19 protein-coding genes and 1 other annotated feature are annotated in these 19099 nt (G+C 56.8%); of the genes, 8 read left to right on the forward strand and 11 right to left on the reverse strand.

All coding sequences use genetic code 11. The annotated features are described in order from the left end of the window. Positions 1 to 579 precede the first annotated feature (579 nt). The 4 genes from tisB (at position 580) to emrD (ending at position 3436) form a co-directional block, all read left to right on the forward strand. A complete protein-coding gene (gene tisB / locus ACOTZF_RS21245) occupies positions 580 to 669 on the forward strand; it encodes a type I toxin-antitoxin system toxin TisB (protein ID WP_020684667.1) in 90 nt (29 codons plus the stop codon). A gap of 64 nt (positions 670 to 733) precedes the next feature. Further along, positions 734 to 1180 carry a GNAT family N-acetyltransferase gene (locus ACOTZF_RS21250; protein ID WP_013094803.1) on the forward strand — a complete coding sequence of 149 codons (447 nt, stop codon included), beginning with the start codon at positions 734 to 736 and terminating at the stop codon, positions 1178 to 1180. A gap of 62 nt (positions 1181 to 1242) precedes the next feature. Then, on the forward strand, positions 1243 to 2076 hold the full coding sequence (locus ACOTZF_RS21255; protein WP_129253050.1) for an EamA family transporter: 834 nt from the start codon (positions 1243 to 1245) through the stop codon (positions 2074 to 2076). 175 nt (positions 2077 to 2251) lie between these two features. Continuing rightward, positions 2252 to 3436, forward strand: coding sequence for a multidrug efflux MFS transporter EmrD (emrD, locus tag ACOTZF_RS21260; protein ID WP_129253049.1), 1185 nt, complete (start codon positions 2252 to 2254; stop codon positions 3434 to 3436). Here emrD and ACOTZF_RS21265 read toward each other — a convergent pair. Both ACOTZF_RS21265 and dsdC read right to left on the reverse strand, forming a co-directional pair. After that, entirely contained in the window at positions 3339 to 4427 is a 1089-nt protein-coding gene (locus ACOTZF_RS21265) for a glycoside hydrolase family 5 protein (protein WP_129253046.1), read from the reverse strand. The genes emrD and ACOTZF_RS21265 overlap by 98 nt on opposite strands. Positions 4428 to 4511: 84 nt before the next feature. After that, positions 4512 to 5438 carry a DNA-binding transcriptional regulator DsdC gene (gene dsdC / locus ACOTZF_RS21270; RefSeq protein WP_062856156.1) on the reverse strand — a complete coding sequence of 309 codons (927 nt, stop codon included), beginning with the start codon at positions 5436 to 5438 and terminating at the stop codon, positions 4512 to 4514. 204 nt (positions 5439 to 5642) lie between these two features. Between dsdC and dsdX the strand changes: the two genes are divergently transcribed. Next, a complete protein-coding gene (gene dsdX, locus ACOTZF_RS21275) occupies positions 5643 to 6980 on the forward strand; it encodes a D-serine transporter DsdX (protein ID WP_029881850.1) in 1338 nt (445 codons plus the stop codon). Positions 6981 to 6997: 17 nt separating this feature from the next. Continuing rightward, a complete protein-coding gene (gene dsdA, locus ACOTZF_RS21280) occupies positions 6998 to 8284 on the forward strand; it encodes a D-serine ammonia-lyase (protein WP_048972031.1) in 1287 nt (428 codons plus the stop codon). A gap of 32 nt (positions 8285 to 8316) precedes the next feature. Here dsdA and ACOTZF_RS21285 read toward each other — a convergent pair whose 3' ends face one another. The 4 genes from ACOTZF_RS21285 to ACOTZF_RS21300 form a co-directional block, all read right to left on the reverse strand. Next, positions 8317 to 8664 (reverse strand): DUF202 domain-containing protein, encoded by a 348-nt coding sequence (locus ACOTZF_RS21285; protein WP_013094796.1) that lies wholly within the window; start codon positions 8662 to 8664, stop codon positions 8317 to 8319. Continuing rightward, positions 8654 to 9001 carry a YidH family protein gene (locus ACOTZF_RS21290; protein ID WP_013094795.1) on the reverse strand — a complete coding sequence of 116 codons (348 nt, stop codon included), beginning with the start codon at positions 8999 to 9001 and terminating at the stop codon, positions 8654 to 8656. Before ACOTZF_RS21290 ends, ACOTZF_RS21285 begins: the two co-directional genes overlap by 11 nt. A gap of 92 nt (positions 9002 to 9093) precedes the next feature. Further along, entirely contained in the window at positions 9094 to 10416 is a 1323-nt protein-coding gene (locus ACOTZF_RS21295) for a 6-phospho-alpha-glucosidase (RefSeq protein WP_013094794.1), read from the reverse strand. Next, a complete protein-coding gene (locus ACOTZF_RS21300; protein WP_013094793.1) occupies positions 10413 to 12035 on the reverse strand; it encodes an alpha-glucoside-specific PTS transporter subunit IIBC in 1623 nt (540 codons plus the stop codon). Before ACOTZF_RS21300 ends, ACOTZF_RS21295 begins: the two co-directional genes overlap by 4 nt. 222 nt (positions 12036 to 12257) lie before the next feature. On the opposite strand from ACOTZF_RS21300, the gene ACOTZF_RS21305 reads away from it, so the two are divergent. Beyond that, on the forward strand, positions 12258 to 13004 hold the full coding sequence (locus ACOTZF_RS21305; RefSeq protein ID WP_013094792.1) for a GntR family transcriptional regulator: 747 nt from the start codon (positions 12258 to 12260) through the stop codon (positions 13002 to 13004). Here ACOTZF_RS21305 and ACOTZF_RS21310 read toward each other — a convergent pair. From ACOTZF_RS21310 to ibpA, 3 genes are all read right to left on the reverse strand, one after another. Continuing rightward, complete coding sequence (locus ACOTZF_RS21310) at positions 12972 to 14633, reverse strand: putative transporter (protein WP_013094791.1); 1662 nt, start codon at positions 14631 to 14633, stop codon at positions 12972 to 12974. The genes ACOTZF_RS21305 and ACOTZF_RS21310 overlap by 33 nt on opposite strands. Before the next feature lie 165 nt (positions 14634 to 14798). Further along, entirely contained in the window at positions 14799 to 15227 is a 429-nt protein-coding gene (gene ibpB / locus ACOTZF_RS21315; protein WP_095440329.1) for a small heat shock chaperone IbpB, read from the reverse strand. Between the two features lie 136 nt (positions 15228 to 15363). Next, positions 15364 to 15774 carry a small heat shock chaperone IbpA gene (gene ibpA, locus ACOTZF_RS21320; RefSeq protein ID WP_006177605.1) on the reverse strand — a complete coding sequence of 137 codons (411 nt, stop codon included), beginning with the start codon at positions 15772 to 15774 and terminating at the stop codon, positions 15364 to 15366. After that, positions 15768 to 15840 (reverse strand) — a sequence feature (ROSE (Repression Of Heat Shock gene Expression) occurs in the 5'-region of heat shock genes and acts as an RNA thermometer to modulate expression.). Its footprint overlaps the gene before it by 7 nt. 248 nt (positions 15841 to 16088) lie before the next feature. Here ibpA and ACOTZF_RS21325 point away from each other — a divergent pair. Then, the gene (locus ACOTZF_RS21325; protein ID WP_029883588.1) at positions 16089 to 16421 is read left to right on the forward strand and encodes a YceK/YidQ family lipoprotein; all 333 of its coding nucleotides are present in this window, start codon (positions 16089 to 16091) and stop codon (positions 16419 to 16421) included. On the opposite strand, the gene ACOTZF_RS21330 is transcribed toward ACOTZF_RS21325, so the two are convergent. After that, positions 16418 to 17647 carry a DUF3748 domain-containing protein gene (locus ACOTZF_RS21330; RefSeq protein ID WP_129253041.1) on the reverse strand — a complete coding sequence of 410 codons (1230 nt, stop codon included), beginning with the start codon at positions 17645 to 17647 and terminating at the stop codon, positions 16418 to 16420. The genes ACOTZF_RS21325 and ACOTZF_RS21330 overlap by 4 nt on opposite strands. A 50-nt stretch (positions 17648 to 17697) precedes the next feature. After that, a complete protein-coding gene (locus ACOTZF_RS21335) occupies positions 17698 to 19035 on the reverse strand; it encodes an MFS transporter (protein ID WP_161496901.1) in 1338 nt (445 codons plus the stop codon). Positions 19036 to 19099: the final 64 nt, after the last annotated feature.

Raw genomic sequence — 19099 nt, forward strand, 5'->3', positions numbered from 1 at the left:
AAAGCAGGTATGCCTGAAAGCGTGCGTATTGCCTGAAAACACAACCCGCTACGGGGGAGACTTACCCGAAATCTGATTTATTCAACAAAGCCGATTATTAACTGAAACATTAATATGTACCTTATTTCTGCCGGGTACGTTGTCAATAAATCAACTGGCATCCCGTTCTGTACAGAAAGCAGAAAACAAAAAACCCCGCCGGAGCGAGGTTTTTTCAGGGTTTTGCGGTTGGTTGCCGCAGAACACACTGTGTTACGTCAACGCACGAAGTATATGCGATCGAAGACGAACGCGCAATTCCGGCACGGATTTTGACGTTTTTGAGTATGGAATGGGTTTCGAATTTTGTCCACAAAATACTGTTCATGCATACAGTATTTATCTATACTGAGGATGTTCGCAGTGAGCGAGGGGGCCGCAGTTCTACCGACGCAACGAAGTCCTGGCTGAAACGGGTGGTGCCGTCAGTGCCTTAACCCTCTGAAGTGAGCACACTGTGTTACGTCAATCGAGGTGCTGGCAACAGGCGGCGGAAAGGTACGCCAGCATCGTGCTCCTTTTTACCAAAAGGAGACGCGTATGAGCGTAGTGGATATGGTGATACTTATCCTCAAACTCATTGTTGCTGTTCTGCAACTGCTTGATGCTGTCCTGAAATACCTTCGGTGATTCAGGTTCAAGTCGCACCTGAGAGGGGCGGGCAACCGCCCCTCTTTAATAACGAGGGAATGCTATGTCGCGTCTGTTAATTGAACCCATCACGCCGGAAGAGCCCGGGTATATCGCGCTGAAAGCCGAAAGCATCGCGGCGAATTTCAATATGCTGCGCAGGCTGGAAGAGAACTGGCAGCGTGGTGAAAACCGCTTTAACGCGCCGGGTGAAAAGCTGCTGGGTGCCTTTTTAAACGGCAAGCTGGTGGGCGTCTGCGGCCTTAACCGCGATCCGTTCAGCCAGCAGCCGCGTGCCGGACGTATTCGCCATCTTTATGTCAGCGAGAAGTGCCGCGGTCTGGGCATTGGTAAACAGCTGTTAACGGTGGTGATGGCCGATGCCAGCATCTGGTTTGATTTCCTCAATACCCATGCACCCGATACGGCCTGCGGCTTCTACCGTCGGGCAGGCTTCAGGCTGGTGTCAGACGAGCCACGGGTTACCCATCGTCTCTTTTGCGCGGTGTAGCTGGCTGGCGACATCAGGTCGTGAATGTTACAGTTGAGTGACAATTCACCGCCAAAGACGCCATGACCCTCTCCGTTTTCTGTATTTTGCTGTTCGCCGCACTGCTGCACGCCAGCTGGAACGCCATTGTCAAAGCCGGAACGGATAAGCTTTACTCGGCGATCAGCGTTAGCGGCTCCGCCACGCTCATTGCACTGGTTTTATTGCCATTTTCTCCTCAACCCTCCGTAGCCAGCTGGCCATTTTTAGTGGTCTCCTGCGCGCTGCAGGTGGTGTACACGGTACTGGTGGCGAAGACGTATCAGGTCTCAGACATGAGCCAGACCTATCCGCTGATGCGCGGAACAGCCCCACTGCTGGTGGCGCTGATCAGCGTGCTGGTGCTCGGGGATAGCCTCTCCTGGCTCGCCTGGGCGGGCATCGGGGTAATCTGCCTGTCGATCCTCGCGATGGCGATGAATGGCCGACTGCAGTCTCGCAAGGGGATCTGGCTGGCACTGCTGAACGCCTGCTTTATCGCCGGCTATACGCTGGTGGACGGAACGGGCGTACGTTTATCGGATACCGCGCTGGGCTATACGCTGTGGACCTTCTTTATGAACGGCTTCTGCCTGCTGTGCTGGGCAATGGTGGCGCGACGCCGCGAAGCTTCCAGCTACCTGCGTTTGTACTGGAAAAAGGGGTTGCTCGGCGGGGTGGGAACCATGGGCTCGTATGGCCTGGCCTTATGGGCGATGACGCAGGCTCCGCTGGCGGTTGTCGCTGCGCTACGTGAAACCTCCATACTCTTCGGTGCGCTGATCGCATTTGTGCTTTTAAAAGAAAAGGTTGCCGGTCTGCGTATCGCTGCCGCGTTGGGTATTGCAGCCGGTGCGATCCTGCTGCGTCTGGCGTAATTCACTGGCAACATTAGTTGCCGTTCTTGTTTACAAAACCTGCCTTAATCCTCTTCTTCATTCATCATGACAATGCTTAATTTGTCATCTCATTGTGGTAGATTCCTCGCGCATTTATGGGAATGCGTAGTCACTTATTCTTCATTTTTCTCTTTTGGCAAAAGTATTCAGCGACATGAAAAAACAAAGGAACGTTAACTTATTGTTGATGCTGGTGTTACTGGTGGCCGTCGGTCAGATGGCGCAAACCATCTACATTCCGGCGATTGCCGACATGGCAAAGGAACTCAACGTCCGCGAGGGCGCGGTACAAAGCGTGATGGCCGCCTACCTGCTGACCTATGGCGTTTCGCAGCTGTTCTACGGACCATTGTCCGACCGCATTGGCCGCTGTCCGGTCATTCTGACCGGCATGTGCATTTTCATGGTCGCGACGGTGATTGCTATTACCACCCATAGCCTGACCGTACTAATTGCCGCCAGCGCGCTGCAGGGGGTAGGCACGGGCGTCGGTGGGGTGATGGCGCGTACCTTACCGCGCGATATGTATCAGGGCACGCAACTCCGCCATGCCAACAGCCTGTTGAATATGGGTATTCTGGTCAGCCCGCTGCTGGCACCGCTGATTGGCGGCCTGCTGGACACAATGTGGTCCTGGCGCGCCTGCTATGCCTTCCTGCTGGTGCTGTGCGTGATTGTCACCTTCAGTATGGCGCGCTGGATGCCGGAAACCCGTCCCCAGGACGCACCGCGCACGAAGCTTCTCGCCAGCTACAAAACGCTGTTCGGCAACGGGGCTTTTACCTGTTACCTGCTGATGCTGATCGGCGGTCTGGCGGGCATTGCGGTGTTCGAAGCCTGTTCTGGCGTGCTGCTGGGAGCGGGGCTTGGCCTGAGCAGCATGGTGGTAAGTATTCTGTTTATCCTGCCGATCCCGGCGGCGTTCTTTGGGGCCTGGTTCGCCGGACGTCAGAACAAACGCTTCTCAACGCTGATGTGGCAGTCTGTTATCAGCTGCCTGCTGGCTGGTCTGATGATGTGGATCCCGGGTCTGTTTGGCGTAATGACCGTCTGGACGCTGCTGATCCCGGCGGCGCTGTTCTTCTTCGGCGCGGGGATGCTGTTCCCGCTTGCCACCAGCGGCGCCATGGAGCCGTTCCCGTTCCTCGCGGGTACGGCGGGTGCACTGGTGGGCGGTTTGCAAAACATCGGTTCCGGCGCGCTGGCCTGGCTCTCCGCCATGATGCCGCAAACCGGGCAGGCTAGTTTGGGTTTACTGATGACGCTGATGGGGCTACTGATTTTGCTGTGCTGGCTGCCGCTGGCGTCGCGTGTTCCCCACCACGAGCAGCCTGTTTAACCGCATGATGGCCCGGCTTCTCGCCGGGCTTTTCACACGCCGGGGCAATCATCGCCTCCAGCAGCGGCTCTGGCGCTGGCCGCCAGGCCCCCTCCTCTCCGTCATAAAACTGGAAATCGGCGTTAATCGCGTAGGGTATTTTCGCCTTTTGCAGCTCGCAGGCCATAAACGTGGCAAAGGCCATTTGCGACGCGGTGGGTGTAAAGCGGTTTGACTCCCCCACGCCCCAGCCCCCGACCCAGCTGACGTGTCCGGTTTTTTGTTGCCAGCGCAGCGCCGTCGCGATGCGATTGTGAATCGCCGCTTTCTCCGCCGCCGTACCGGAGGTCCACGGGTATTTGCCGTTATTTTTCAGCGGCCCCCACGGAAAGATATGCCACTCCGCCAGCAGGAAGTTTTGGCTGTGCGCAGGCAGCTTGAGGCTGGGGAGATCTTCGGGGGCCGCACGCAGGCGGGGAGCGATGAAGATCATCCGGTCCGCATCAATGCTGTGGATGACCTTGATGGTTTTTTCATACACCCGGTTGAGCGAGGCTGCGTTGTGGTTGAGCTTGTCCGCAGGCTCATAAATCAGGTCAAAGCCCAGCAGCGGCGAACGTTTGCCGAAATAGTGCGCCACGGCAATCCACCAGTCGGTAACCTCTTTTTCGTTATCGGCTTTCGGATCGTTTTTATAGCTGTCCGCCTGATACGCGATAATCGGGATCACGCCGTACTGCTCGCAGGCTTCCACCAGCTTACGCAGGTGGATCAGCCGTGCTTCGGTCGGCTCATCGGCCACGCGAATACGCACATGGCTGATGCCTTTCGCGCGAAAGTCGCGTACCACCAGCGGGTCGAATTCCCGTATCCCGCGCTCGGTGCGCGCCCAGTCCACGTCCATACCCACACCCAGCTTTTGTGCATAAAGCGCAGCCGTCAGCGGCGGCTCGGCGGCTATCGCCCAGCCGGAAGAGAGAAGTAACACGGTCGCAATAAGAGGCTTTAACACGGTTTACCCTGGATAAATCAAAAGCATTACCTGTATTTAGCACGCTTTCTCGCATTTGGTGTAGCGTCAAAGCGTAATAATTCTTCAGCCTGCCAGTTCTCTTAGCCAGCCAATAAAAGCGTCAATTTTCGGCCACTGACGGCCGGTAAGCGTTGAGATGTAATAGTGCTGATGGCATTTGAGGGTCTTGTTGCCAAACGGGGCGATGAGCTCGCCCCGCTCAAGGCGCTTTTGCACCAACCGCTTTCTCCCCATCGCCACGCCCACATGATTCATGGCTGCCACTATCGCTAAATCGGAACGATCGAAGCCAATACCCGATGATGACGGCATATTCATCGCAAAATGCTGCGCCCAGCTGAGCCACTCATCCGTACCGGAATCATTACTCCAGGCCTGACGGTCGTGCAGTAACGTGCAGTGGCTGAGGTTATCGGGGTTTTTCAACAGCGCATGCTCGCGGGCATATGCGGGCGAGCAGACGGGCAAAATCTCCTCGTCCATCAAGAAATGATGAGAAAGGTAGTTTGGCGGCGTATCGTCGAAATAGATGGCTAAATCGATGCCGGTTCGCTGCATATTGACGTACTCATTACCGGTGAGAATGGTGAGAGATATCGACGGATAGCGGCGGGTAAAATCCCCCAGCATGGGGACGAGCCAGCACTGGGCGATTGACGGCCGGGAATACACCGTCAGCGTACCGGACAGCGCCTGGTTTTTAATATCCAGGATCTCCTGATTCAGGGTGTCGAGGGATGATTTTAGGGTCCAGTAAACGCGCTTTCCCTCCTGCGTCAGCTCAACTTTACGGTGCGAGCGGACAAACAGCTGAATGCCCAGTTCCTCTTCCAGCAGGTTGATGCGGTGGCTCACCGCGCTGGGGCTGAGCGACAGTTCCGCCGCCGCCAGCGCGAAGGATTCATGCCGGGCAGCCACTTCAAAAGTGTACATTTTTGACAGTTGCCAGCCATTTAGCAGCCGGTTTCTGACTTCATTCGCATCGGTCATCACAATTCTCACACGTTATTTCTGCGCCCAGCATACCGCCCAGGCATGAATTTATGTGAACCAACAGCGAAATAAGTGCGCTTTTTTGAGTTCAGTCACTCAGTTGATCCAATCTGGCTCACCTGAACGGCAATTTTTATCGTTTGTCAGCTCACGCCGTTTTTTCGTCCAATACCCACAGATGACATAAGGTTGAGGTGAGATATGGGATCGCCGGTCTGGGTTGTGGTAACGCTGCTTGTCAGCATTGTGTTGATTGTTTTAACCATCGTAAAACTGAAGTTTCACCCGTTCCTTGCGCTGCTGCTGGCGAGCTTTTTCGTCGGCGCGATGATGGGGATGAGCCCGCTGGATATGGTGAATGCCATTGAAAGCGGGATTGGCGGTACGCTGGGCTTCCTGGCAGCAGTCATCGGCCTGGGTACCATTCTGGGTAAGATGATGGAAGTCTCCGGTGCGGCGGAGCGCATCGGGATCACCCTACAGCGCTGCCGCTGGCTGTCAGCGGACGTCATTATGGTGCTGGTGGGTCTTATCTGCGGTATTACGCTGTTCGTGGAAGTGGGCGTGGTACTGCTGATCCCACTGGCGTTTTCCATCGCCAAAAAGACGAATACGTCGCTGCTTAAGCTTGCCATTCCGCTCTGTACCGCACTGATGGCGGTGCACTGCGTGGTACCGCCGCATCCGGCTGCGTTGTTTGTCACCAACAAATTAGGTGCGGACGTCGGAACGGTGATTGTTTACGGCCTGCTGGTGGGTCTGGTGGCATCTCTGGTCGGTGGCCCGCTGTTCCTGAAACTGCTCGGCAACCGTCTGCCGTATAAACCGGTTCCGGCAGAATTTTCCGACCTGAAGGTGCGGGAGGAGCATACCCTGCCGTCGCTGGGGGCAACGCTGTTTACGGTGCTGCTGCCGATTGTTCTGATGCTGGTGAAGACCCTCGCTGAGCTCAATATGGCGAAGGAAGGCACGCTGTATACCCTGCTGGAGTTTATCGGCAACCCGATCACGGCAATGTTTATCGCTGTATTTGTCGCCTACTACCTGCTGGGGATCCGCCAGCATATGGGCATGGGCGCAATGCTGACCCATACGGAGCACGGCTTTGGCTCTATCGCGAACATATTGTTAATTATTGGTGCCGGTGGCGCGTTCAACGCTATTCTCAAAACCAGCGGGCTGGCAGATTCGCTGGCGCATATTCTCTCGAACCTGCACATGCATCCGATCCTGCTCGCCTGGCTGGTGGCGCTGGTGCTGCATGCCGCTGTAGGCTCCGCTACGGTCGCGATGATGGGGGCGACCGCAATAGTGGCGCCGATGCTGCCGCTCTATCCGAACGTAAGCCCGGAGATCATCACCATTGCCATCGGTTCCGGCGCTATTGGCTGCACGATCGTGACCGATTCGCTCTTCTGGCTGGTCAAGCAATACTGCGGCGCGACCCTGAATGAGACCTTCAAATACTATACGACGGCGACGTTTATCGCCTCGGTGCTTGCACTTGGCGGCACATTCCTGCTTTCTTTCATTATCTGAGCGCGACGAGACGTATTATGGAAAACGCAACTATCACTGCTTTAACCGCACAGTTTCCTCTGGTTGAGGATCTGATTGCCCTGAAAGAAACCACGTGGCTTAACCCACGAACCACTTCGCTTGCAGAAGGGTTGCCCTATGTCGGGCTGACCAAAGCCGACGTGGACGACGCGCATGCGCGCCTCAACCGCTTCGCGCCATATCTGGCGAAAGCCTTCCCGGAAACCGCGGCAACGGGCGGGATTATCGAATCTGAGCTGGTTGCTATTCCGGCCATGAAAAAACGGATAGAGAGAGAATCTGGCAAGGCTCTTCCCGGAACGCTGCTGCTGAAAAAAGACAGTCATCTGCCCATCTCCGGCTCGATTAAAGCGCGCGGCGGCATCTACGAGGTGCTGACCCACGCGGAAAAACTGGCGCTGGAAGCGGGATTGCTGAGCACTGAAGATGACTACAGCATCCTGCTGGAACCGCGCTTTAAAGACTTCTTTAGCCAGTACAGCATTGCGGTGGGTTCAACCGGCAACCTGGGGATGTCCATCGGCATCATGAGCGCACGCATCGGCTTTAAGGTGACGGTACATATGTCCGCCGACGCCCGCGAGTGGAAGAAAGCCAAACTGCGCAGCCATGGCGTTACCGTCGTGGAATATGAGCAGGATTATGGCGTGGCGGTGGAACAAGGGCGAAAAGCGGCGGAAAACGACCCGAACTGCTTCTTTATCGACGATGAAAACTCCCGCACCCTGTTCCTGGGCTATGCCGTTGCCGGCGAGCGCCTGAAGGCGCAGTTTGCCGAACAGGGCCGTGTGGTGGATGCAGAGCACCCGCTGTATGTCTATCTGCCGTGCGGCGTTGGCGGGGGGCCTGGCGGTGTGGCGTTTGGTCTGAAGCTGGCGTTTGGCGACAACGTTCACTGCTTCTTTGCCGAGCCCACGCACTCCCCGTGCATGCTGCTGGGGGTTTATACCGGCCTGCACGATGAGATTGCCGTGCAAGATCTGGGTATCGACAACGTGACGGCAGCGGACGGGCTGGCGGTCGGACGCGCGTCGGGCTTCGTCGGCCGCGCGATGGAACGTCTGCTCGACGGGTTCTATACCCTTTCCGATCAAAGCATGTACGACATGCTCGGCTGGCTGGCGCAGGAGGAAGGGATTCGTCTGGAGCCATCGGCGCTGGCGGGCATGGCCGGGCCGCTGCGTGTTCAGGCTGATGCCAACGTCACCCATCTGGTGTGGGCGACCGGCGGCGGCATGGTGCCGGAAGACGAGATGGCGAAGTATCTGGCGAAAGGGAAGTAATTATGCCGGGTGGCGGCTGCGCCTTACCCGGCCTACAGGTGCACAATTTGTTGAATGTGAGTTACCGCAAACAGCAGTGATAGCGACAGCACGGCCAGGGCGATGAGGAACTTATCCCGCACCGCCTTCGGCTGCACAAAATCGTCCTGCGCCACGTCCATCACGTTACGGCTGCGGGTATAGCGCCATAAAATGATGGCCACCAGCGCCAGCACAACCAGTGAGATCCAGAAGGGTAGCCCCGTGCGGTGCCAGTTGTGCTTAATCGCCAGGGCAATCAGCGCGCCATACCCCAGCAGCGTGCGCAGCCACGCCAGCGACGTCCGCTCCGGCTGCAGGCCGGGGTCCGCTTCGCGCCGCGCTTTGCGACTATCCGCCATACACCACCAGCACCATCACCACGCCCGCCACTGTTAGCAAAATCGCACTGATGATCAGTAACCCACGCGTATAGGGCAGATCCTGCTTCAGGCGCATCGCCTTTTCGTTACGCAGCCAGCGCAGATAGCCGTAAATCGCCAGTACGCCCGCAAACAGGCACAGCAACAGCGCCAGCACTTCACGAATCAACGGCGTGGCGAAATCGGGCGCGAGCTGATCAAGACCGACGCCGGCGGCCAGAAAGCCCAGCGCGGTACGGATCCACGCCAGATATGTACGTTCATTGGCCAGCGAGAAGCGGTAGTCCGGGGCTTCACCGAGGCGGGAAATTTTCATGAAGGCTCCTTGTCATGCTGCAGGCAGGCTTCAGCATAGCGTAAATCGGCCAGGACAAGGAGACCGGCATCAGGCGATGCCGGTCAGGAGGGTTAATGCAGCTCTGGCCAGTAATCCTTATTGGCCTCGATCAGGTCATCCAGAATCGCTTTCGCGACCGACGCGCTCGGTACGGTTTTTGACAGGGTGATTGCCTGCCAGAGTTTCTGGTACGAGCGTTGCTCCCAGGCATCCACCACCAGTTTTTCCACCGCCACCTGCTGGCTCATCAGCCCTTTCTGGAAGTGCGGGATATCACCCACGGTGAGCGGCTCTGGCCCGTTATGGCCCACCAGACACGGAATTTCCACCATCGCGTCGGCATCAAAATTATGAATGGCCCCGTTGTTTGGCACAATCAGCAGCATCCGCTCCTGGGTATTAAAGGCAATCGCCGTCGCCAGATCGACGATGTAGGAGGCATGTTCGTCGATCTCCAGCTCCCCGGCAGAGGATTTTCCGGCTTCTATAATCGCCCGGCACGAACTGAATACATGCTTCTCACGGTGATCCATAACTTCATTGGCGCGGGTCCGCTCCGGGTTGGCGTGCGCGACCACGTAGTCCGGGAAGAGGTAATACTTCAGATAGGTGTTTGGCATGGTATCTGGATCGAGCGCCTGCACGTCTTTGGCTTTGGCGAAGGTATCGTTCCAGCTCGCTTCGGTATGCGCATCTTCCGAAGGCGGAACATAGCCGTGTTTCGCCACGTATTCGCGCAGTTTCGGCATCAGATCGTTACCGTTCAGATCTTCAATCGATGTCCACCAGCCGAAGTGGTTCAGGCCGTAGTAACGCACGCGCATCTGTTTGCGGTCTTTCAGGCCGACAATCTGCGCCATGCGCCCTTCAATACCGATTGGCATATCGCAGATGTTGAGAATTTTGGCATGCGGACGCAGGCGGCGCGTCGCTTCCGCCACAATCGCCGCCGGGTTGGAGTAGTTCAGCATCCACGCGTTCGGGGAGTACTGCTCCATATAATCCACCAGTTCCAGTACGCCGCCGATGGAGCGCATGCCGTAAGAGATCCCACCCGGGCCGCAGGTTTCCTGACCCAGCACACCGTGACGCAGCGGAATTTTCTCGTCTTTTTCGCGCATCGGGTATTTGCCCACGCGGATGTGCGCCATCACGAAATCCACATCGGTAAACGCCGCTTTTGGATCGGTGGTGTAACTAAACTCAATCTCCGGTGCCTGTTCCTTAAGGATAATTTTGCACGCCTCGGCGATGGTTTCCTGACGTGCGCCATCGTTGTCATAAAACTTCAGGGCACGCAGCGGGAAACGGTCACGGTTGGCTAACAGCATCAGGACGATACCAGGCGTAAAGGTGCTGCCGCCGCCTGCAATGACAACTGAGAATTTTTTCATGATATAGCCTCTGTCAGGGTGGTTTGTTCATTCGTTAAAGGGGTTTTCATCAGCGATTCCAGCTGGTCGCGCACCTGCGGAACGTGCAGGCCAACGATCACCTGTATGCCGTTGCCGCGTCGCACTACGCCGTGTGCGCCGAGGGCTTTGAACACCTCATCGCTTTGGGTTTGCGCCATGTCGACCAGCGCGATACGCAAGCGGGTGGCGCAGTTGTTGATGCTTTCGATGTTGGCCGCGCCGCCCAGCGCCTGCAGGAATCCGGCGGCTTGGCCGACCTGCTGGCTGGCGGCAGCCGGGGCGGTGGTTTGTCCGCGCGCCGCCTTATAGTCCGCCTTGCTGTAGAGTTTGATTTCACTCTCTTCACGACCCGGGGTTTTGAGGTTCAGACGCTCAATCAGCGTTTTGAAGACCACGAAGTAAAGGCCGGTAAAGCAGACGCCGATGCCGATCTGGGTGAATACCGTTGAAGCGTGGTTATGGAACATGGGGATCCAGTTTTGCGGCAGGAACTGGTCCAGCAGGCCACCGCCCATGTTGCCCACCACGCCAAAGGTGTACATCACCGTCGCCATGGTGGCCGCCAGCACGGCGTGAATGGCAAACAGCAGCGGCGAGATAAACAGGAAAGTAAACTCCAGCGGTTCGGTAATCCCCACCAGCACGGCGGTAAGCGTGGCCGGGATCAGCAGGCCCGCGACCTTGACGCGGTTTTCTGGTGAGGCGGTGTACCAGATCGCCAGCGCAATCCCGACCGATCCAAACACCTTAGCGTTACCGTGCAGCGCGAAACCACCTTCCGGGAACAGGGTTTTCAGCGGCAGCGTGCTCTGGCTGAACGCCTGAAGATGCTGCGCCCAGTAGACCTGAATTCCGCCCTCAACGGCGGCCGGGCCAAAGATAAACGGACCGTAGACGAAGTGGTGCAGCCCGGTTGGGATCAGAATGCGTTCCAGGAAGGTATACACCCAGACGCCGAGCGCACCGGCGGAGCGTAAGAACGCCTGCAGGGACTCAATGCCCATCTGCACTTTCGGCCATCCCAGCAGCGTCAGCCAGGCGCAGGGGATCATGACGAAAAACGCGATAATCACCACAAACGAGGTGCCCTGGAAAATGCCCAGGAAAACCGGCAGTGGTTTCTCGAAAAAGCGGTTATGGATCGCAGTGACAATACCGGAAATCGCAATCGCCCCAATAATGCTGGTATCAAGGGTTTTGATCCCGGCAATCATCGCCAGCCCGCTTCCCGCCGTCGGTTCGGCGGAAAAGTCGACGCCAAAGAAGTGGCCCCAGGTCATCCCCATCGCGTTGATGAAGTAGTTCCAGGTCAGGAAGCTTATCAGCACCGCCAGACAGGCGCGGCCCTGCGCCTGTTTCGCCAGACCAATCGGTAAGCCAACGGCAAAAATTAGCGGCATATTGCGGAACACCGCCCAGCCGCCCTCTTCAATGATGTGCACGATCTGCGCGAACAGATTATCAGGAGCCGTTAAGGCTTCGCCCACGAAAAGCGGATTACGAAGCATGATGGCGATTCCCACCACGATCCCGGCAAAGGGAAACAGCAACACCGGGGTAAACATGGCACCACCAAAACGTTGTATTTGACTGAGCATCTTTAAATCCTCACGTAACAACCTGTAGGGGAGAGAGGCCTTTATGGTTTTGTGCTGGCCTGAGGTGAGCATAAGAAGTTACTGATGCGCGAACATGGCGTGCCGCTGCGATTCGTGATCGCATTCATGGTTTTATTTTGACCAATCAGGTCTACTTTTCGCTGTAAATATGGACATGTCAGGATGCAATCCACGCCCTGATACGGGCAGAGAGGTCTACTGGTGATCTACAAATCCATTGCCGACCGATTACGGCTACGGCTGAATTCATCGGACTACAACATCGGCAGCCCCATTCCGGGTGAGAAAGCGCTGGCGCAGGAGTTTGGCGTGGCGCGCATGACCATTCGCAAGGCGCTGGATCTGCTGGTGAGCTGGGGGCTGGTTGAGCGGCGGCACGGCAGCGGGACGTTTGTAGCACGCAAAGATGTGCACCATGAAACCACCAACCTCACCGGGCTGGTGGAGGTACTGCGTCAGCAGGGCAAAGAGGTACAGAGCAAGGTGTTGCAGTTTGAAGTGATGCCCGCCCCGCCCGCCATCGCCAGCCAGCTGCGGATCCAGGTGGATGAGCGGATCTACTTTTCCCGCCGGGTGCGCTACGTGGACGGAAAACCGCTGATGCTGGAGGACAGCTTTATGCCCGTGAAGCTGTTTCGCAACCTCTCGCTGGCGCATCTGGAAGGGTCAAAGTTTGATTACATCGAGAAGGAGTGCGGAATTACAATCAGCGGCAATTACGAGAGCCTGACGCCGGTACTGGCCGATAAACAACTCGCTGGTTACATGAACCTGCCGGAGCAAACGCCGCTGCTGCGCATTACCTCTCTCTCCTACAGCGACAGCGGCGAGTTCCTTAACTATTCCGTGATGTTCCGAAATACCAGTGATTACCAGGTGGACTACCATCTGCGGCGCATCCACCCGGACGACCTGCTAACTCATCCCCCAGAACAGCACCGCCAGTAGCTGCGGGGTGATGATGCGCAGGAACATGACCAGCGGATAGACCGTAGCGTACGACAGCGCCGCCGCGCCGCTGGTGGCGTGCAGGCTATTGGCAAAGGCCAGCGCCGGTGGATCCGTCATCGACCCCGCCAGCATGCCGCACAGCGTCAGATAGTTCATTTTAGCGAACATTCGCGCCAGTATGCCGACCGTCAGCAGCGGGATCGCGGTGATGAAGATGCCATAGCCGACCCAACTCATCCCTTCCCCCCTGACCAGGGTATCGACAAAATCGCCACCGGATTTTAGCCCGACGACCGCCAGAAACAGCACAATGCCCAGCTCGCGCAGCGCCAGGTTGGCGCTCGGCGGCATAAACCAGTAGAGCTTACCGACACAGCCGATTCGCCCGAGGATCAGCGCCATAATCAGCGGCCCGCCCGCCAGACCCAGCTTGAGGGCCACCGGGAACCCCGGTATATACAGCGGAATGGAGCCAAGCAGCACGCCCAGCCCGATACCGATAAACACCGGCAGCATTTGGACCTGCTGCAGTTTTTGCTGAGCGTTACCGACCATATCCGCCACGGCGTCAATGGACGACGGACGCCCGACCAGGTTAAGAATATCGCCGAACTGCAGGCTGGCTTCCGGGCTGGCGACCAGTTCAACACCGGCGCGATTGAGACGAGAGATAACCACGTCGTAACGTTCTTTTACCTGCAAATCGCGTATTTTCTTGCCCAGAACGTGCTCGTTAGTCACCACCACACGCTCCACGCGCATGTCGGTGCCGCGGGTAGAGAGCGAGGTATCCACTTCCTGACCAATCACCAGCCGCGCGTTGTTTAAATCCCCGGGCTGCCCGACAAGGTGCAGCAGATCGCCTTGCCGGATAATGGTGCCAGGCGCGGGCACCATCAGCATTTCGTCACGTTTCAGGCGCGAGCAGATAATATTGGCGCTGTTCAGGATCGGCACGTCCTGAATCGCCATGTTGTTCAGATTGGGGTTATCGACGCGGATGTTGATGGTTTTGATCGGCATATGGCCGTTGGTAAGCGTGGTTTCGTGGTCCTTCGCCTCTTTGTCGACGTTAATGCGAAAGAGCACCCGAACCAGCCACATGGAGAGCAGAATGCCGCAAATCCCGAACGGATAAGCCATCGCATAGCTCATCCCCATCTGGTCGACAATGCCGGGTTCGATACCTAAATCGCGCAGGATTTGCTGGCCCGCACCCAGCGCGGGCGTGTTAGTCACGGCCCCGGAGAAAATGCCCAGCACCACGGGCAGCGGAATTGCGAAGAGTTTATGCAGGATAGCGGTGACCAGCCCGCCCATTACGACGATGCCGAGGGCAAACAGATTGAGGCGTAATCCGGAAACCCGCAATGAGGCGAAAAAGCCCGGCCCGACCTGAATGCCTATGGTATAGACGAAGAGGATCAGGCCGAACTCCTGCGTAAAGTGGAGCATATCGGCGCTGAGAACCAGCCCGAGTTTGTCAGCAAAGTGTCCGACAAAAATGCCGCCAAACAGCACCCCACCGATCCCAAACCCGACGCCACGGATTTTGATGTTGCCAATCCATAATCCAACAACAGCGACCAGGGCCAACACGCTGACGGTTAACGCGATATCACTCATGATCCACTTCCTTGCATAACCTTAGTTATGTTAAGGATTCTCTCAGAGGTAAAGGGCGTTGTATGGGTGATGGCGCACAAAAAAGCCCTGCCGGGGCAGGGCTTTAACTTTTCACCCTCTCCCACAGGGAGAGGGCTGGGGGTGAGGGCACCAGCCCGCACAGCATTAGCTATTCAGCGCCGGCCGCTCGCTAATGGCGATACGCTGTGGCGCGATGGCTTCCGGCACGTTACGGACCAGGTCAATATGCAGCAACCCGTTGGTAAAGGTCGCGCCGGAGACTTCCATATGATCTGCCAGGGTAAAGCTCAGGCTAAACGGCTGAGTCACCAGACCCTGATGCAGCCATTTGGTCTCGGTTTCTTGTTTTTCCGGCGCCCCTTTCACGGTCAGACGCGTGCCTTCGAGCTGGATATCCAGATCGTCCTGGCGGAACCCGGCCAGCGCCAGCGTGATGCGATAGTGGTTATCGTCGCTTTTTTCGATGTTGTACGGCGGAAACGTCTGGTGCTCAGTGGTGCTCTGCAGGGCGTTAGCCAGTTTGTCAAAACCAATCCACTGACGCAGCAGGGGGGATAAATCGTAGTTACGCATACTAAATCTCCTTCTGAGAAGCGAGTTCGGCACAGTTTATTTTTGTGCACAGTTGTTCCTGCAAATCCTTGTGGATTCGCATATGCTCCCGGTTCGGCAAGCAATTCTGAGTGGGCCGCTGACGCGACCCGCGGCATTAATTAATTTCGATACGGCGCGGTTTTTTCTCTTCCGGAATCACACGTTCCAGCTCGATAAACAGCAGACCGTTGACCAGATTCGCGCCTTTAACGTGAATGTTCTCCGCTAACTGGAACTTGCGTTCAAAGTTGCGCTCGGCGATGCCCTGGTAAAGGTAGGTACGTTCTTTCTGCTCGGCCGTATGTGAACCTTTCACCACCAGCAGGTTGTCCTGCGCGGTGATCTCCAGTTCGCTCTCTGCAAAACCGGCGACAGCAATGGCAATGCGGTAGTGGTTTTCATCAACCAGCTCAACATTGTATGGAGGGTAGCCGTTGCTCTGGCTTTGGTTATTTTCTAAATGATTAAACAGGCGGTCAAAACCAATTGCAGAACGGTATAGCGGGGAAAGATCGAAGTTACGCATAAATAAAAGCTCCTGAAATCAGCGAGAAATTTTAGCCTTCCACCATGGACAGGCCATTGCGCCCCCGAACACCCATCAGGCGTGCTCGTTATCGGGTTACATTCTTAAAATGGGTCTGGAAACGGTGTTTTCAACCGCGACGTTCGCACTTTTTTTTGCACTTTTGAGCTTCTCGCTTAGACTGGGACAACAGCACAAAGGGTTAAATTGCGATGGCTGCCACAGTGCGGGGTTATTGGGCTATTCATTTTCAACAAGGCTCGCTATAACCCAGAGTTGCAGGTCTATGCAGTGCCATTAACGATGACTGAGTGATGATGAAAAATGTTCTGATTAAGCTGACGACGTTCAGCGGGGTGGTTTTACTTTGCGGGTGTTCGAGCGTGATGTCTCACACCGGCGGTAAAGAAGGAACATATCCGGGGACGCGCGCCAGCGCGGCGATGATCTCCGATGATGACACGAACTGGGGCACCAAATCCCTGGTGATCCTCGATATGCCGTTCACGGCAGTGGCCGATACGCTTTTGCTGCCCTGGGATATGTTCCGCACGGACAGCTCCGTACGCTCGCGCGTTGAGAAAAGCGAGCAGCAAAATCTGGCAACCAACGCCGTTATCCCGCCCGCCGAGATGCCGCGACGCTAATCCTGTACGGTTTCCGTTAGCCACAGCTGGCGGAAACCCTCTTTCTCCTCCATCCATGCAATAGCGCGCCCGTCCGGGGAAAAGACGACCGCATCGGCAGACGGCGGATTGCCGTGATCGGACGTCAAAAACGTGACCTCTCCGGTCTGCGCATCGCAGCAGGCGATACGATTTTCCAGCACAAATCCCAGACTGTCGCCCGAAGGATGCCAGTTGAATGCCGACTGGATACCGCTTTCGGTATGCGTTAACTGACGCGGCTCGCCCCCCTCCGGTGAGACCAGCCACAGCTGGACAATGCCGTTGTCATCACGCATCAGAAAAGCAATCTGCGTACCCTGCGGGTTGCTGCGCACCCAGTGGCGCGGCACGTTCACCAGCCCCGGATACACCTTTTGATGGGTAAAGGTCAGACGGCGCTGCAGCACGCCAGCAGGCGGTGCTGGCATCGTCTCTGGCGTGCCCTGCAATGGCGCATCGCCTGCCTGTTTCCAGCCCTGCTCGTCTTTGGGCAGATCGACAATAAACAGTTCAGGCACTTTTTCGCCTTTCACAGACAGGGTATCGCCAATAAACGCCAGCCTGCCGTTGCCCACCCAGCCCTCTTCATAGGCGCGGTTGATCTCATCGCTGCCCGGCTGTGGGTTCGGCGTCGTGCGGCTTACCAGCACGCTCCAGAAGGTGCCCGGATATTCATGAGGATGGTTGCCCTGCGGGATGACCGGGCCAAAGGGTGCGGCGACGCCAACGTTACGTAAATCGAGCTTTGGATCGCGCTCATGCAACACATGGTCGTTATAGGTGAAGCTGACGAACTGCCCGTTCGGGCTAAAGACGTGTACATGGCTACCGCCACGGAGTGCGCCTGCGGTATAGGGCGCGGTGATATCCATGGCATCGAGGTTGCTCGCCTGGCCGTTATGGACAATCACGCCCTGGCGATGGTGAAAATCGTATTGCCAGTCTGCATCCGGGTTTTTCGGGCCGTGGATAAAGACGTATTTGTCTTGTGCAGGATGAACGGTCACCACCCCGACATGCGCGCCGTGCGTGGCACGATAAATCACCTCAACCTCGCCCGTACCGACGTTTACCCGCTCTATGGTTTCGCCGGTGAACGATGCCCCGGACGGGCGCACATCGTAGACCAGCCACTGGCTGTCCGGTGTCCAGGTATTGGTATTGGTGAGCTGGTGGTTGCGGGAAGCAAAGGTGATTTGTTTCATGGGATACCCTGATGCGCAGTTATCGCATCAGGGTAAAACATCCGCAGGGATTAGCCTACTCGTTTCACGTCGCCGACCAGCAGGATGTAGGAGAGCGCGCCAATCAACGCCACGGCGGAGATGTAGACCAGGGCCGGGCCAAAGCCGTAGTCCTGCGCCAGGTAGCCGATGACCAGCGGCACAGTGATCCCGCCGAGTCCACCGACGAAGTTGAACACACCACCGGTCAGGCCAATCAGACGCATCGGCGCCAGAGACGACACCAGCGACCAGGTGATAGAGGCAAAACCGTTGCCGAAGAACGCGAGCGCCATCAGGGTCATAATCCACACCGGATCGTTGGTGTAGTTGGCGCCCATGATACAGGTTGAGATCAGCAGCCCGCAGATAATCGGCGTTTTACGCGCAACACCTAATGAGACGCCTTTTTTGACCAGCTTATCCGCCAGCCAGCCCGAGAGCAGCACGCCAAAGAATGCGGCAAGGAACGGTACGGTGGTCATAAAGCCCGCTTTCAGCGCGGTAATCCCCTTTTCCTGGGTGAGGTAATTCGGGAACCAGGTCAGGAAGAACCACAGCGTCGACGTAACCGCAAACTGACCGAGATAAACCCCCACCAGCTTACGATGGAAGACCAGCTTCCAGTCCGCGCGGGTCAGCGGTTGACGCGCCTCTTTTTTCACTGGCGCATCGCCGTCTACCAGGCCGCCACCGTCGCGGATGTAGTCCAGTTCCGCTTTGGTGATATTTTTTGTCAGACGCGGCGGTTGATAGACCTTGAACCAGATCAGGGACCAGATAATGCCGATCCCACCGGTGACGATAAACACCCAGTGCCAGCTTAGCAGCTCCTGGATCCAGATTAACAGCGGGGTCAGGAACGCCAGGCCGACAAACTGCCCGGAGGTGTAAAAGCCCACCGCAGAGGCACGTTCATGCTCCGGGAACCAACTGGTGACCATACGGTTGTTGGTGGGGAACGCGGGTGCCTCGAAAACGCCGGTGATAGCACGCAGGCCAATCAGTGACATCAGCCCGGTCGCGAAGCCCTGGAACAGGGTCGCCACGGACCAGCCTAAAATGGCGATGAAGTAGGTCAGACGCGACCCCACGCGGTCGAGGAACCAGCCGCCGGGGATCTGGCAGAGCGTATAGAGCCAGGCAAACGCCGAGAAGACGTAGCCCATTTCCGCCTTGGTGATCCCAAACTCTTCCTGAATATGGGCCGAGGCCACGGCAAGGTTGGCGCGGTCAACATAGCAAATGACCACGGTAATAAAGATCATGATTAGCGTCAGGTAGCGGCGACGCCCGGTCTTTGTAGCAGTAACTGGAATATCCATCGCAATCTGTCTCCAGATTTTGGGCATAGCGAAGCCGCTCACCATGCCCTGTAATTTACAGAGGGTTATATTTTTGTATGTACGTTTTTATTGCCCGGTGGCGCTTCGC

Source organism: Enterobacter cloacae complex sp. SHL021 (assembly GCF_049237765.1).
In the GTDB taxonomy this organism is placed as follows: Bacteria; Pseudomonadota; Gammaproteobacteria; order Enterobacterales; family Enterobacteriaceae; genus Enterobacter; species Enterobacter cloacae.